Raw genomic sequence first — 14,173 nt, forward strand, 5'->3', positions numbered from 1 at the left:
GCTCGACCAGCCGGGAAGGCGGTTCGTCCTTGTCACGTCCGGCGGTCGGCAAAGATGCTTCGGAGCAACGGCACTTGGGCGGTGATCTCCGGGTCGGGATCGTTCTCCAACTCGGCGAGGGAATCGAGAAAGCGTTGGCGTCCGGCACCGTCGAGCGGTGCGTGCAACAGGGTGAAGGCAGCGTGGCGTCGGATGATCGCCCAAGGGGAGCGCAGACCGTCGAATAGGGCGGCGACATCGCCCACCGGCACGTCGTGATGTCGGGTCACGCCAGTGCCCATCACGCTCACGAGCGCCCGCTCGATCTCCGGGTGCGCAGTGAGAGCCGCCTCGAGCGGCCGATAGTCCAGCGGATGGTCGGGATCGAGGGCGCGGTAAGGCCCACCGAAGACGTCGTATGCGCCGGGATTGAGAGAGTCGAATTGCGTCACAACGATGTCCGTGTGACCCAGAGTCACGAGCGGGCCCGCCGACCATCGTGACGCGGACTCATCACCGCGGGCAGTGCGCATCCTCGACGTCAGATACTCGACAACGTCGGGCCGGCTGATGCGTATGCGGTCGATGACGAACATCCACCGCCACTCCGGGACGTCCGTCGTCTCGCGAACTCGGCTCATGATCGCGTCGAGAGCGAGGTCGGGTTCGGCGCGACCGAGAGCGATCAACGCTTCGCGCGACTCCTCCCAACCCAACGGGGCATCACTGCTCGTCGCATCCGCGATCAACAGATCGCACCACTCACGGACCTGTTCAGTCACCGGGAGTCCGGCAATACGATCGCGTTCCACCTGCGCGGCGTCGAGATGCGGGAAGTGGCGTCGGAGTTGAGCCTTGCTGATGCACTTGGCGACAAGTTCCTCGGCCTCGTCGACCGCGACCACGAGACACGTCTTGTCGATCACACCGGCGGCCGCGAGTTGCTTCCGCGCCGACTTACATGCCGCGATCACCGACCGATAGAAGCGGGCCTCGACCTTGTCGAAGTGATCGTCATCCCCGTCTCGGGCTGACTTCGACAACAATTCGCTCCACCGCTGGTCCACGTCGGAGGGTTCGCGGGACCAGTCCCAGTCGTAGGGGTGCCACCGTAGGTCGGCGTCGGTGGCCTGCGCGGACTTCTCGCTCGCCACTCCGATCAACGGCCAGGCGATTATCTCGCCGTCCGCGTAGAAACCGAAGACGGCCGCGCCGTAGATCGTTTCGTCTCGATGTCCATCTCGGAACTCTGATACCGCCCGCACGATCGCAAGTCGGATGTGCTCGGTCAGCCCCGCCCAATCGAATGCCACGCGGCGAGCGTAGCGGCGCGCACGGTCGGACACGTTGGTGGGCGGGACAGGAGGATGCGAACCACGTTGAGGCCGGTGGGTCGCATGTGACGAGTGACATGAAAGGTGTTCGCTATGGGTCCCCGAATCCGAGCCGCAGGTGTGGCGTGAAACCCGCTGGCCTGCGACCCGTATCCTGGTTGGGTAAATCCACCAGCCGACCAGGAGTGACCCATGCTCGCCCGAACCGACCTGCGCGGAAGCGCGCCGACGCTCGCCGAACTGCGTCGCGCGCTGCCTCGTGGGGGAACCGACGTCAACGCCGTACTCGACACGGTGGCGCCGGTGGTGCATGCGGTCGCCGATCTCGGAGCCGAGGGCGCCCTGGACTACGGGCACAAGTTCGACGGTGTGCGCCCGGCATCGGTGCGGGTGCCCGCCCAGGTGATCGCCGATGCCCTCGAACGCCTCGACCCGGCGGTCGCCGATGCCCTGCGTGAGTCCATCACCCGGGCGCGGCTCGTCCACGCCGATCAGCGTCGCGAGACCACCCGCACCCAGGTCGTCGACGGTGGCATCGTCAGCGAGAAATGGATTCCGGTCCGGCGCGTCGGCCTCTATGTCCCCGGCGGCAATGCCGTGTATCCGTCATCGGTGATCATGAACGTGGTCCCGGCGCAGGAGGCCGGAGTGGGATCGCTCGTAGTCGCCTCGCCGCCGCAGAAAGACTTCGGCGGATGGCCGCACCCGACGATCCTCGCCGCCTGTGCACTGCTCGGAGTCGACGAGGTATGGGCGGTCGGAGGCGCACAAGGCGTCGCGTTGCTGGCCTACGGTGGCACCGACACCGACGCCGCCGACGAACCCGGAGGCGTCCTCGATCCGGTCGACCTCATCACCGGACCCGGCAACATCTACGTGACCGCGGCCAAGCGTCTCTGTCGTGGTGTCGTCGGCATCGACGCGGAGGCCGGTCCCACCGAGATCGCGATCCTGGCCGACGCCACCGCGGTCCCCGCGCTGGTCGCCGCCGACCTCATCAGTCAGGCCGAACACGACGTGCTGGCCGCCTCGGTGCTCGTCACCGACAGTGTCGAGCTCGCTGACGCCGTCGACGAGGCGCTGGAAACCCAAGTGGCGCAGACCAAGCACCGCGAGCGCGTGACAACGGCCTTGTCCGGCAAGCAATCCGGGATCGTCCTCGTCGACGACGTCGAGGCCGGTCTCGCGGTGGTCGACGCCTACGCCGCCGAACATCTGGAGATTCAGACCGCCGATGCCGCCGCGGTCGCCGATCGTGTGCACAACGCGGGAGCGATCTTTGTCGGCAACTACGCGCCGGTGAGCCTCGGCGATTACTGCGCGGGATCCAATCACGTTCTGCCGACCTCGGGTTCGGCCCGATTTGCCTCCGGGCTGTCGGTGCAGACCTTCCTGCGTGGCGTGCACGTCATCGACTACGACGAGGCCGCATTGCGTGACGTTGCCGAGAAGGTGGTCACCCTCGCGCAGGCCGAAGACCTTCCGGCGCACGGGGATGCCATCACCCGCCGGTTCGCGACCGAGAGGTCCGTGCAATGACGGCGGTCAGCGATCCGCAGACCCCGGGCGCATCGATCACCGTGGCCGATCTGCCGTTGCGTGACAATCTCCGCGGTAAAACTGCCTATGGCGCACCGCAATTGAAGGTTCCGGTCATTCTCAACACCAACGAGAATCCGCACCCGCCGTCGCCGGCCCTGATCGACGATCTCGCCGAGTCGGTACGTGCCGCAGCCACCGACCTGCACCGCTACCCCGACCGCGACGCGATCGCCCTGCGCACCGAACTGGCCGACTATCTCAGCGCCGCCACCGGTGTTCGGCTGAACGTGAACAACCTCTGGGCCGCCAACGGTTCCAACGAGATCCTGCAGCAACTGCTGCAGGCCTTCGGCGGGCCCGGGCGCAGCGCGGTCGGCTTCGTGCCGAGTTACTCCATGCACCCGATCATCTCCGACGGCACCGATACCACGTGGCTCGAGGCCAAGCGCAACGCCGACTTCTCCCTCGACATCGACTACGCGGTCGCCGAGATCACCGCTCGCCGCCCCGACGTCGTGTTCGTGACCTCACCCAACAACCCGACCGGGGCATCCATCCCGAACGAGGGACTGCGGGCGATCGTGGAGGCCGCGCCCGGCATCGTCATCGTCGACGAGGCCTACGGAGAGTTCTCCGAACAGCCCAGCGCCACCGAACTCATCGACGAATTCCCGGCCAAGGTGGTGGTCAGCCGCACCATGAGCAAGGCGTTCGCCTTCGCCGGTGGACGTCTCGGCTATCTTGCGGCCTCGCCGGCCATCGTCGAGGCCCTGCAGTTGGTGCGCCTGCCGTATCACCTGTCGGTCCTCACCCAGGCCGCCGCCCGAGCCGCGCTGCGTCACAGCGACGACACCCTGGCCGGCGTCGAGAAGATCATCGCCGAACGCAAGCGGGTCGTCGACGACCTCGAGGCGGCCGGCTTCGACGTCATCGACTCCGATGCCAACTTCGTGCTGTTCGGCCGGTTCGCCGACGCCCCGTCGTCGTGGCAGCGTTACCTCGACGACGGAGTGTTGATCCGCGATGTGTCGATTCCGGGCTACTTGCGTGTCACCATCGGACTGCGCGACGAGAACGACGCCTTCCTCGACGTCAGTCGCCGTCTGGCCGCCACCGATCTGGAGAATGGGTAAGTGACAGTGCAGGATTCGACCACCTCGTCGGCGACGCAGCCGACGCCGCGCATCGCACGTGTCGAGCGGGCCACCAAGGAGTCCTCGATCACCGTCGAACTCAACCTCGACGGCACCGGCAAGACCGACATCTCCACCGGGATCGCCTTCTTCGACCACATGCTGAACGCCTTCGGCCAGCACGGCAGTTTCGACCTGACCGTGGCGGCCCAGGGCGACGTCGACGTCGAGGGCCACCACACCATCGAGGACACCGCGATCGTGCTCGGTCAGGCCCTCGGCCAGGCACTCGGTGACAAGAAGGGCATCCGCCGGTTCGGTGACTGCTTCATCCCGATGGACGAGACCCTCGCCCACGCTGTCGTCGACGTATCCGGCCGGCCGTATTGCGTGCACACCGGCGAACCCGATCACCTGCTGACCGCGGTGATCGGCGGCTACCCGGGTGTGCCGTACTCGACGGTCATCAATCGGCACATCTTCGAGTCGATCGCCCTCAACGCCCGGATCGCCCTGCACGTGCGGGTGCTCTATGGCCGCGATCAGCACCACATCACCGAGGCCGAGTTCAAGGCCGTCGCCCGCGCGCTCCGTGAAGCCACCGAGTACGACCCGCGCACCTCGGGTGTGCCGTCGACCAAGGGAGCCCTATGAGCACGACCGGCCCGGACGTCGTCGTCCTCGACTACGGCTCCGGCAACCTCCGGTCGGCGCACCGGGCCCTCGAACGTGTCGGCGGTCAGGTCACCGTGACCAGCGACTTCGATGCTGCACTCAACGCCACCGGACTCGTCGTCCCCGGCGTGGGTGCATTCGCGGCCTGCATGGAGGGTCTGCGGGCGGTCAAGGGCGATCGGATCGTGGGCCGACGCCTCGCCGGTGGCCGCCCGGTGCTGGGGATCTGCGTGGGCATGCAGATCCTCTTCGAGCAGGGTGTGGAGTTCGGCGTCGAGGCGGACGGGTGCGGCGAGTGGCCGGGCGCGGTCACCCGGTTGCCGGCGCCGGTGTTGCCGCACATGGGCTGGAACACCGTCGACGCCCCCGACGACTCCGTACTGTTCCACGGCCTCGACGCCGATACCCGTTTCTACTTCGTGCACTCCTACGCCGCGCAGACCTGGGAGATGGACAACGACGGCACCGCACTGCGGGCACCGAAGCTGACCTGGGGGGACTACGGCGGCAAGTTCCTTGCCGCCGTCGAGAACGGACCACTGAGCGCCACCCAGTTCCATCCGGAGAAGTCCGGTGACGCCGGGGCCCAGCTGCTCCGCAACTGGATCGAGAGTCTGTCATGACCGAATCTCCCAAGACCCCCGACACTCCGGCGGAGGAGTACCGCTTCTCCTACGGGCGGTTCGTCGTCTACGTGCTCGGTGCCGGCGCCATCGTCCTGGTGCTGTTCATTCCGATCATCCTCGGCATGGCCAAATGGAATCCGACCGCCGGACTCGTCTCCGCCCTGGTCGCGGTGCTGGCCATGATCGCCGCGATCGGATTCACCTCCCGCTATCAGATCGGCAAGGCGGAGAAGGCGATTCGCGCTTCACGCGGCGAAGGTCCACCGGACTAGGCGACGTCGCACCAGACAACGGTCGGATTCTCGACCCGCTCCGGATACTCAACACAAAGGACTCACCAACTTCCATGGGAACCACTCTCGAACTGCTGCCCGCCGTCGACGTCGCCGACGGGCAGGCCGTACGCCTGGTGCAGGGCGCCGCCGGCACCGAAACCTCCTACGGCTCACCGCGTGAGGCCGCACTCGCCTGGCAGCGGGACGGCGCCGAGTGGATCCACCTCGTCGATCTGGATGCCGCGTTCGGTCGCGGCAACAATCGCGACCTGCTCGCCGAGGTCGTCGGCGAACTCGACGTGAAGGTCGAACTGTCCGGCGGTATCCGTGACGACGAGTCCCTCGACGCCGCGCTGGCGACCGGCTGCACCCGGGTCAACCTCGGAACCGCAGCCCTCGAGAATCCGCAGTGGTGTGCCCGCGCGATCGACAAGTACGGCGATCGCATTGCCGTGGGCCTCGACGTGATCCGAGAGGGCAACTCCTACCGGCTCCGTGGACGCGGCTGGGTCACCGACGGTGGTGACCTGTGGGAGGTCCTGGAACGTCTCAACGGCGACGGATGCGCTCGCTACGTCGTCACCGACGTGTCCAAGGACGGCACCCTCGCCGGCCCCAACCTCGAACTGCTCGCCGAGGTGGCCGCCGCGACCGACGCGCCGATCGTCGCCTCCGGTGGCGTGTCCGCGCTCGACGACCTCGTCGCGATCTCCGGGCTGGTCGATCAGGGCGTCGAAGGCGCCATCGTCGGCAAGGCCCTCTACGCCGGGCGGTTCACCCTGCCCGAGGCGCTGACGGCGGTCGGCGGCCGGTGACCGGAGGCGCCGACCTGGATCTGCCGCGACTGCTCGACGTCGCCGGCACGATCCTCGACGGAGTCGGTGATCAGTTCGTCGCGGGTCTGGGTGCCCCGAGCGCGGTCCGCAAGGGCGACACCGATTTCGCCACCCAGGTGGATCTCGATCTGGAACGCCGGATCTCCGGCGAACTGGCGCAGCGCACCGGAATCGGCGTCCACGGTGAGGAATTCGGTGGTCCTCCGGTCGACGAGGGCGCCGTCTGGGTTCTCGACCCGGTGGATGGCACCTACAACTACTCGTCGGGGATTCCGCTGACCGGGATTCTGCTGGCCCTGCTCGTCGACGGCCAGAGCGTCCTTGGGCTGACCTGGTTGCCGCTGACCGGTCAGCGGTTCGCCGGGTACGCCGGCGGCCGGCTCCTGTGTGACGGCGAACCGGTCGACGCGCGACCGCCGGAGTCGTTGTCGCAGTCGGCGATCGGCTTCGGACCGTTCAACGTGGGGCACGGTGGGCGTTATCCCGGGGCACGCCGCGCCGAATTGATCCGCGCGCTGTCCGGGCGGGTGGCGCGGCTGCGGATGACCGGAAGCACCGGAATCGACATGGCGTATGCCGCGACGGGTGCGTTCGGTGCATCCATCGCCTTCGGGCGACACCCGTGGGACAACGCCGCCGGGGCGGCGCTGGTGCGCTGCGCCGGGGGAGTGGCCACCGATCTGTCCGGGGCGGACTGGACGGTCGCCTCGCCGTCGCTGGTGGCCGGCGCCCCCGGAATTCACCGGGAGGTGATGGCCGTTGTGAACGAGGTGTTCGGCGTGGACCGGCTCGACACCGCCGGCTCGGCGCAGGCGCAGTCGCACGAGAAGGCGCCGACGCAAACGAAGGAGCAGAGCTCATGACCTTGGCGGTTCGTGTCATTCCCTGCCTGGACGTCGACGACGGTCGGGTGGTCAAGGGCGTCAACTTCCAGAACCTGCGTGATGCCGGTGACCCGGTCGAACTGGCGGCGCGCTACGACGCCGAGGGTGCCGACGAACTCACCTTCCTCGACGTCACCGCATCGAGTTCGGGACGGTCGACGATGATCGAGGTGGTCGGGCGCACCGCCGAGCAGATCTTCATCCCGCTCACCGTCGGCGGCGGAATCCGGACCGTCGACGATGTCGACACCATGTTGCGTGCCGGCGCCGACAAGGTCAGCGTCAACACCGCCGCGATCGCACGCCCGGAGGTGCTCGCCGAGATGAGCCGCCGCTTCGGGTCGCAGTGCATCGTGCTGTCGGTGGATGCCCGGACCGTGCCCGCCGACGGCGCACCCACCCCGTCCGGCTGGGAGGTCACCACCCACGGTGGCCGGAAGGGCACCGGCATCGACGCCGTCGAATGGGCCCGGCGCGGACAAGAATTGGGCGTCGGGGAGATCCTGCTCAACTCGATGGACGCCGACGGCACCAAGCAGGGATTCGACCTGCGGATGCTGCGCGCGGTGCGCGCCGCGGTCGACGTCCCGGTCATCGCCAGCGGGGGCGCGGGAAAGGTCGGCGATTTCGCCCCGGCCGTCGAGGCCGGCGCCGACGCGGTCCTGGCCGCCTCGGTGTTCCACTTCGGCGAACTGACGATCGGCGAGGTGAAGGATGCGATGGCCGCGGAGGGCATCACCATTCGCACCGCACGAGACACCCCGATGGAGGTCTGAGACATGGCGTTACCACCGGAACTGGCGGGCAGGCTCAAGCACAACGCCGACGGTCTCTTCGCGGCCGTCGCCCAGGAACGCGAGACCGGCATCGTGCTGATGGTGGCGTGGATGGACGACGTCGCTCTGGAACGCACCCTGCAGACGCGGCGGGCCACCTACTACTCGCGGTCCCGTCAGGAGTACTGGGTCAAGGGGGAGACCAGCGGGCACACCCAGTCGGTGCACGACGTCCGCCTCGACTGCGACGGTGACACCGTCCTGCTCGTCGTCGACCAGGTCGGCGCGGCCTGCCACACCGGCAATCACAGCTGCTTCGACACCGACTCGCTGCTGTCGGAGTTCGCGGCTGCCGAGGCCGTCGGGCCTGAGACAATCGAGGCAGCACACGAAACCACGAAAGGCGGAGGTTAGTCATGCCACTGATCCAGATCTCGCAGACCCCCGGATTGTCGGACCGGGTCAAGCGCGAGACGATCGCCGCGGTCACCGACGCCTATGCCCGTGCCACCGGCAAGAATCCCGATTCGGTGTGGGTCACGATCAACGAGATCCCGCGGGGCCAGTGGGGCGTGGGCGGAGAGCCCCTCGGATGAGCGACACTCCCGCCGACGAGCACGCCGGTTCCCACCGCGCCGGAGCCGATCACGCCACGACCACGACCCTCGCGGAGTTCCTCGACCTCGCCGCCGATCACCGGGTGGTGCCGGTGACCCGCAAGGTGCTGGCCGATTCGGAGACGCCGCTGTCGGCATACCGCAAGCTCGCCGGAGACCGTGAGGGCACGTTCCTGCTGGAGTCCGCGGAGAACGGGCGCAGCTGGTCGCGGTGGTCGTTCATCGGTGCCGGCGCACCGTCGGCGCTGACCGTCGTCGACGGCAAGGCGAGCTGGTGGGGTGCGGTTCCGGCCGGAGCCCCGGTCGACGGCGATCCGCTGACCGTGCTGGCCGAATCGTTGCGTCTGCTGGCCACCGATCCGCTGCCCGACATGCCGCCGCTGACCGGCGGATTCGTCGGGTTCATGGCCTACGACATGGTGCGTCGGTTGGAGCGTCTGCCCGAGACCACCGTCGACGATCTGCATCTGCCCGACCTGATGATGCTGTTGGCCACCGACCTCGCCGCCGTCGATCACCACGAGGGGACGATCACCCTGATCGCCAACGCGGTGAACTGGGACGGTTCCGACGACCGCGTCGAACAGGCCTACGCCGACGCCCTCGAACGTCTCGACCGGATGACCGAGGCCCTCGCCGCCCCTGCCCCCTCGACGGTGTCGTTGTTCGACCACCCGACACCCGACTACCGGGTCCAGCGCAGCCGCGAGGAGTATCACGAGATCGTGCGTGACCTGGTCGGCGAGATCGAGGCCGGTGAGGCGTTCCAGGTGGTGCCGTCGATGCGTTTCGAAATCGACAGCGACGCCGACCCCCTCGACGTGTACCGCGTGCTGCGAGCATCCAATCCCAGCCCGTACATGTATCTGCTGCGCATCCCCGGCATCAACGGCGACCCGTTCACCGTGGTCGGATCCAGCCCGGAGGCCCTGGTCACCGTGAACGACCGCGTCGCCACCACGCACCCGATCGCCGGTACCCGATGGCGTGGCGCGACCGAGGAGGAAGACCAGCTCCTCGGGAAGGGTCTGATCGAGGACGAGAAGGAGAACGCCGAACACCTGATGCTCGTCGATCTCGGCCGCAACGACCTCGGCCGGGTGTGCCGACCGGGCACGGTGAAGGTCAGCGACTACCGGCACATCGAGCGATACAGCCATGTGATGCACCTGGTGTCGACGGTGTCGGGGACCCTGCGCGACGACAAGAACGCACTCGACGCCGTCACCGCCTGCTTCCCCGCGGGAACTCTCACCGGCGCGCCCAAGGTGCGGGCGATGGAACTGATCGACGAACACGAACTCACCCGTCGCGGTCTGTACGGCGGCATCGTCGGCTACCTCGACTTCGCCGGCAACGCCGACACCGCCATCGCCATCCGCACGGCCCTGATGTCGCGGGGACGGGCATACGTGCAGGCCGGCGGTGGCGTGGTGGCCGACTCCGACCCGGACTACGAATACAACGAGGCACGAAACAAGGCGACCGCCGTGCTGAACGCGGTGGCGGCGGCGTCGACGATGCGACGCGTCGGCACCGCCGGCGGCGGCGCCGCGGAGATCTCCGACGATGACTGACGACTCCACACCCACCGATCCGGACGGCACCACCGAACCGGACGGCACCACCGAACCGGCAGGCGCCGCCGACACGGACACGACCGACACCGCCGGCACGACCACCACCCGAGCCGCCCGCGTGCGGCGCACCAAGGTCATCGCGGCGATCCTGCTGGGACTCGGCGCCCTGTTGTTCTGGGTGTCGTCGCGGCTGACGTGGGCGACGGTGTTCGCCGGCGACGGCATGTCCCCGGACCGTTACATGACCGTCAAGGGAGCCGACTGGAGTCCGTGGCTGACCCCGCTGGCACTGGTGTTGCTGGCGGCGATCCTCGCGGCGTTCTCGTTGCGCGGCTGGGGGTTGCGGCTGCTCGCCGTGCTGGTGGCCGTGGGCGGTCTGCTGGCGGCGTTCCCGGCGTTGTCGATGGTAACCAGCTCGTCGGATTCGCTGTATGCGGCGCGGGCCATCGACCTGGCCGACAAGTACGTGGTGCGACTGACCACGACCAACGGCTGGGTCGCCGCGGTCGTCATCGCCGGCACCGTCTGCTGCGTGCTGGCGGGCATTCTGCTGCTGCGCGCCGCCTCCGGTGCGGCGATGTCGTCGAAGTACACCACGCCGGCGGCACGGCGGGAGGAACTCGAACGGGAGATCTTCGCCGAGCACAAACGACGCAAGGCCGCCGCCGATAACGCGGAGGACGCCGACAACTCGGCGACCGACGGCACCGCCGCCACCGGAAAGCAGGCCAACGAACGCATGATGTGGGACGCGCTCGACACCGGCATCGATCCCACCGATCAGCGGTGATGGGCCCGTCCCGCGGCCGATCCGCCTGATGTTCGCCCCGGTCACGATGGCTCCGAGGCGTCCGTCTACCCTGGTGGAGGCAAGATCGTCGAAAGGTAACCAGCTGTCGTGAGCATGCCGAACGTCCTCGAGTCGATCATCGAGGGAGTCAAGGCCGACGTCGCCGCGCGTGAAGCGGTCGTCGATTACGCCGCCGTCAAAGCGGCCTCCGAGCAGGCCGCCGACCCCAAAGACGTGATGGCCGCGCTCCGACAGCCCGGTATCGGGGTGATCGCCGAGGTGAAGCGCGCCAGCCCGTCGAAGGGTGATCTGGCGACCATCGCCGATCCGGCCGAATTGGCCACCGCCTACGAGGCCGGTGGCGCGCGCATCATCAGCGTGCTGACCGAGGAGCGACGATTCCGCGGCTCTCTCGCCGACCTCGACGCGGTGCGTGCCGCGGTGAACATTCCGGTGCTGCGCAAGGACTTCATCGTCGGGCCGTACCAGATCCACGAGGCCCGCGCCCACGGTGCGGACATGATCCTGCTGATCGTCGCCGCGCTGGAACAGAATGTGTTGGCGTCGCTGCTCGACCGCACCGAGAGTCTGGGCATGACGGCACTCGTCGAGGTGCACACCGAGGACGAGGCCAATCGCGCACTCGAAGCGGGTGCGTCGGTGGTGGGCGTCAACAATCGCAATCTCAAGACCCTCGAGGTCGACCGTGACAATTTCTCGCGGATCGCCCCGGGGCTACCCACCAAGGTCATCCGCGTCGCCGAATCCGGCGTTCGTGGTACCGCCGACCTGCTGGCGTTCGCGGGTGCCGGCGCCGACGCGGTACTCGTGGGCGAAGGGTTGGTGACCAGCGGTGACCCGCGCACCGCGGTGTCCGAGCTGGTGACCGCCGGAACCCATCCATCTTGTCCGAAACCTGTTCGCTGACAGCCTCATTCGGCGTACGCCGGATGCGGCCGTGGTGACGTGACTGCAGTGAGGTCTCCTGTGACGACCGAATTTCCTACGGCCAGTAAGGGTGTGGCAACCCGCACGTCGATCGAACCCGACGAGGGCGGGCATTTCGGGGAGTACGGTGGCCGGCACGTCCCCGAGGCGTTGATGGCCGTCATCGATGATGTCACCACCTCGTATGAGAAGCTGCGCAGCGACGATGGCTTCCTCACCGAACTCGATCGGCTGCAACGCGATTACGTCGGGCGCCCGTCACCGCTGTACGAGGCGACCCGGCTGAGCTCGGAGGCCGGCGGAGCGCGGATCTTCCTCAAGCGAGAAGACCTCAACCACACCGGATCTCACAAGATCAACAACGTGCTCGGGCAGTTGCTGCTGGCGCGCCGGATGGGCAAGTCACGCATCATCGCCGAGACGGGCGCGGGCCAGCACGGCGTCGCCACCGCCACCGGATGTGCCCTCTTCGGTATGGAATGCATCATCTACATGGGCCGCGTCGACACCGAACGACAGGCCCTCAACGTCGCCCGGATGCGGCTGCTCGGCGCCACGGTCATCGCCGTCGACACCGGCTCGGCCACCCTCAAGGACGCCATCAACGAGGCGCTGCGTGACTGGGTCACCAATGCGCACAACACCTATTACTGCTTCGGTACCGCGGCGGGCCCACATCCGTTCCCGATGCTGGTCCGCGATCTGCAACGCATCGTCGGACTCGAGGCGCGTGCTCAGATCCTCGAGCAGGCCGGACGCCTGCCCGACGCGGTGACCGCGTGTATCGGCGGCGGCTCCAACGCCATCGGCATCTTCCATCCGTTCATCGACGACACCGGTGTGCGATTGGTCGGCTACGAGGCGGCCGGCGACGGCGTCGAGACCGGCCGGCATGCGGCCACATTCACCGGCGGTACTCCCGGTGCGTTCCAGGGCGCCTTCTCCTACCTGCTGCAGGACGAGGACGGTCAGACCATCGAATCGCATTCGATCTCGGCCGGATTGGACTATCCGGGGGTCGGACCCGAGCACGCCTACCTCAAGGACATCGGCCGGGCCGAGTATCAGCCGATCACCGACACGGAGGCGATGGAGGCGTTGGCCCTGCTGAGTCGCACCGAGGGCATCATTCCCGCGATCGAATCGGCGCATGCGGTGGCCGGTTCCCTCAAGCTCGGCCGTGAGTTGGGTGAGGGCGCGATCATCGTCGTGAGCCTCTCGGGTCGTGGCGACAAGGATGTCGACACCGCCGCGCGATGGTTCCACCTGTTCGACGAGCCGACCGACACCGATGACACCGACACATCCGCAGGAGCGCACGCCCGATGACCCCGAGCACCATCGCCCACGTCGGTCCGTCCCGGTTGTCGCCGGTCTTCGAGAAGTGTCGCGAGCAGGGTCGTGCGGCGCTCATCGGTTACCTGCCCGTCGGGTATCCGACGGTCGCCGCATCGATCGATTCGTTCACCACGATGGTCGAGGCGGGCTGCGACATCATCGAGGTCGGCATTCCCTATTCGGATCCGGTGATGGATGGTCCGACCATCCAGGAGGCCGCCGATCTTGCCCTGACCAACGGGGTGCGGGTCCGTGACGTGTTCGCCGCGGTCCGGGCCATCACCGGTGCGGGTGGGCAGGCCGTGGTGATGAGCTACTGGAATCCGATCCTGCAGTACGGCGTGGAACGCTTCGCCCACGATCTCGCCGATGCCGGCGGAGCCGGACTGATCACCCCCAACCTCATTCCCGAGGAGGGGCAGGCCTGGCACGTCGCCTCCGACGAGTACGGCCTTGACCGGATCTACCTGGTCGCCCCGTCCTCGACGCCGGAACGGCTCGCCCTGACCATCGACTCGTGTCGCGGATTCGTCTACGCGGCATCGACGATGGGTGTCACCGGTGCCCGCACCACCGTGTCGAACGCGGCGCCCGAACTGTGTGCGCGGGTGCGCGAGTACTCCGACATCCCGATCGGTGTCGGCCTCGGTGTGCGCAGCGGTGAGCAGGCCGCCGAGATCGCCTCCTACGCCGACGGCGTCATCGTCGGATCGGCGCTGGTCAGCGCTGCCGCGCAGAGTCCCGGTGCCCTGCATGCGCTGGTTTCCGAGCTCGCCGACGGTGTGGCTCATCCGACCCCACCGCGGTGAGCAGGCCGTCAGCGGTCGGCTAGGGTGTCAG

At 67.8% G+C, this 14,173-nt stretch carries 16 protein-coding genes; 15 read left to right on the forward strand and 1 reads right to left on the reverse strand.

Annotated elements, in window-relative coordinates; genetic code table 11:
• Window positions 1–32: 32 nt before the first annotated feature.
• Window positions 33–1,292 carry a DUF4303 domain-containing protein gene (locus tag ABLE94_RS03735; RefSeq protein WP_348808075.1) on the reverse strand — a complete coding sequence of 420 codons (1,260 nt, stop codon included), beginning with the start codon at window positions 1,290–1,292 and terminating at the stop codon, window positions 33–35.
• Window positions 1,293–1,505: 213 nt separating this feature from the next.
• Here ABLE94_RS03735 and hisD point away from each other — a divergent pair, with 213 nt between their 5' ends.
• The 15 genes from hisD to trpA all read left to right on the forward strand — a co-directional run bounded on the left by hisD (window position 1,506) and on the right by trpA (window position 14,142).
• Window positions 1,506–2,852: a histidinol dehydrogenase gene (gene hisD / locus ABLE94_RS03740; RefSeq protein WP_348808076.1), complete on the forward strand. Its 1,347-nt coding sequence runs from the start codon at window positions 1,506–1,508 to the stop codon at window positions 2,850–2,852.
• The gene (locus ABLE94_RS03745) at window positions 2,849–3,988 is read left to right on the forward strand and encodes a histidinol-phosphate transaminase (RefSeq protein WP_348808077.1); all 1,140 of its coding nucleotides are present in this window, start codon (window positions 2,849–2,851) and stop codon (window positions 3,986–3,988) included. Before hisD ends, ABLE94_RS03745 begins: the two co-directional genes overlap by 4 nt.
• A 6-nt stretch (window positions 3,989–3,994) precedes the next feature.
• Entirely contained in the window at window positions 3,995–4,642 is a 648-nt protein-coding gene (gene hisB, locus ABLE94_RS03750; protein WP_425476136.1) for an imidazoleglycerol-phosphate dehydratase HisB, read from the forward strand.
• Window positions 4,639–5,286: an imidazole glycerol phosphate synthase subunit HisH gene (gene hisH / locus ABLE94_RS03755; protein ID WP_348804026.1), complete on the forward strand. Its 648-nt coding sequence runs from the start codon at window positions 4,639–4,641 to the stop codon at window positions 5,284–5,286. Before hisB ends, hisH begins: the two co-directional genes overlap by 4 nt.
• The gene (locus tag ABLE94_RS03760) at window positions 5,283–5,561 is read left to right on the forward strand and encodes a hypothetical protein (RefSeq protein ID WP_348804025.1); all 279 of its coding nucleotides are present in this window, start codon (window positions 5,283–5,285) and stop codon (window positions 5,559–5,561) included. The genes hisH and ABLE94_RS03760 overlap by 4 nt, the downstream gene beginning before the upstream one ends.
• A 74-nt stretch (window positions 5,562–5,635) precedes the next feature.
• Window positions 5,636–6,379 carry a bifunctional 1-(5-phosphoribosyl)-5-((5-phosphoribosylamino)methylideneamino)imidazole-4-carboxamide isomerase/phosphoribosylanthranilate isomerase PriA gene (gene priA / locus ABLE94_RS03765; protein WP_348804024.1) on the forward strand — a complete coding sequence of 248 codons (744 nt, stop codon included), beginning with the start codon at window positions 5,636–5,638 and terminating at the stop codon, window positions 6,377–6,379.
• A complete protein-coding gene (locus ABLE94_RS03770; RefSeq protein WP_348804023.1) occupies window positions 6,376–7,263 on the forward strand; it encodes an inositol monophosphatase family protein in 888 nt (295 codons plus the stop codon). The genes priA and ABLE94_RS03770 overlap by 4 nt, the downstream gene beginning before the upstream one ends.
• On the forward strand, window positions 7,260–8,060 hold the full coding sequence (hisF, locus tag ABLE94_RS03775) for an imidazole glycerol phosphate synthase subunit HisF (protein WP_348804021.1): 801 nt from the start codon (window positions 7,260–7,262) through the stop codon (window positions 8,058–8,060). The genes ABLE94_RS03770 and hisF overlap by 4 nt, the downstream gene beginning before the upstream one ends.
• Before the next feature lie 3 nt (window positions 8,061–8,063).
• The gene (gene hisI / locus ABLE94_RS03780) at window positions 8,064–8,474 is read left to right on the forward strand and encodes a phosphoribosyl-AMP cyclohydrolase (protein WP_348804020.1); all 411 of its coding nucleotides are present in this window, start codon (window positions 8,064–8,066) and stop codon (window positions 8,472–8,474) included.
• 2 nt (window positions 8,475–8,476) lie between these two features.
• Window positions 8,477–8,656, forward strand: a complete 180-nt coding sequence (locus ABLE94_RS03785; protein ID WP_348804019.1) for a tautomerase family protein — start codon at window positions 8,477–8,479, stop codon at window positions 8,654–8,656.
• Window positions 8,653–10,254 (forward strand): anthranilate synthase component I, encoded by a 1,602-nt coding sequence (locus ABLE94_RS03790; RefSeq protein WP_348808078.1) that lies wholly within the window; start codon window positions 8,653–8,655, stop codon window positions 10,252–10,254. The genes ABLE94_RS03785 and ABLE94_RS03790 overlap by 4 nt, the downstream gene beginning before the upstream one ends.
• Window positions 10,247–11,047 (forward strand): TIGR02234 family membrane protein, encoded by an 801-nt coding sequence (locus ABLE94_RS03795; RefSeq protein WP_348808079.1) that lies wholly within the window; start codon window positions 10,247–10,249, stop codon window positions 11,045–11,047. Before ABLE94_RS03790 ends, ABLE94_RS03795 begins: the two co-directional genes overlap by 8 nt.
• 108 nt (window positions 11,048–11,155) lie before the next feature.
• Window positions 11,156–11,974, forward strand: coding sequence for an indole-3-glycerol phosphate synthase TrpC (gene trpC, locus ABLE94_RS03800; RefSeq protein ID WP_348804014.1), 819 nt, complete (start codon window positions 11,156–11,158; stop codon window positions 11,972–11,974).
• Window positions 11,975–12,034: 60 nt separating this feature from the next.
• Window positions 12,035–13,324 (forward strand): tryptophan synthase subunit beta, encoded by a 1,290-nt coding sequence (gene trpB, locus ABLE94_RS03805; RefSeq protein WP_348808080.1) that lies wholly within the window; start codon window positions 12,035–12,037, stop codon window positions 13,322–13,324.
• Window positions 13,321–14,142: a tryptophan synthase subunit alpha gene (trpA, locus tag ABLE94_RS03810; protein ID WP_348808081.1), complete on the forward strand. Its 822-nt coding sequence runs from the start codon at window positions 13,321–13,323 to the stop codon at window positions 14,140–14,142. Before trpB ends, trpA begins: the two co-directional genes overlap by 4 nt.
• Window positions 14,143–14,173: the final 31 nt, after the last annotated feature.

This window comes from Gordonia sp. VNK1, assembly GCF_040049135.1.
Taxonomy (GTDB): Bacteria; Actinomycetota; Actinomycetes; order Mycobacteriales; family Mycobacteriaceae; genus Gordonia; species Gordonia oleivorans.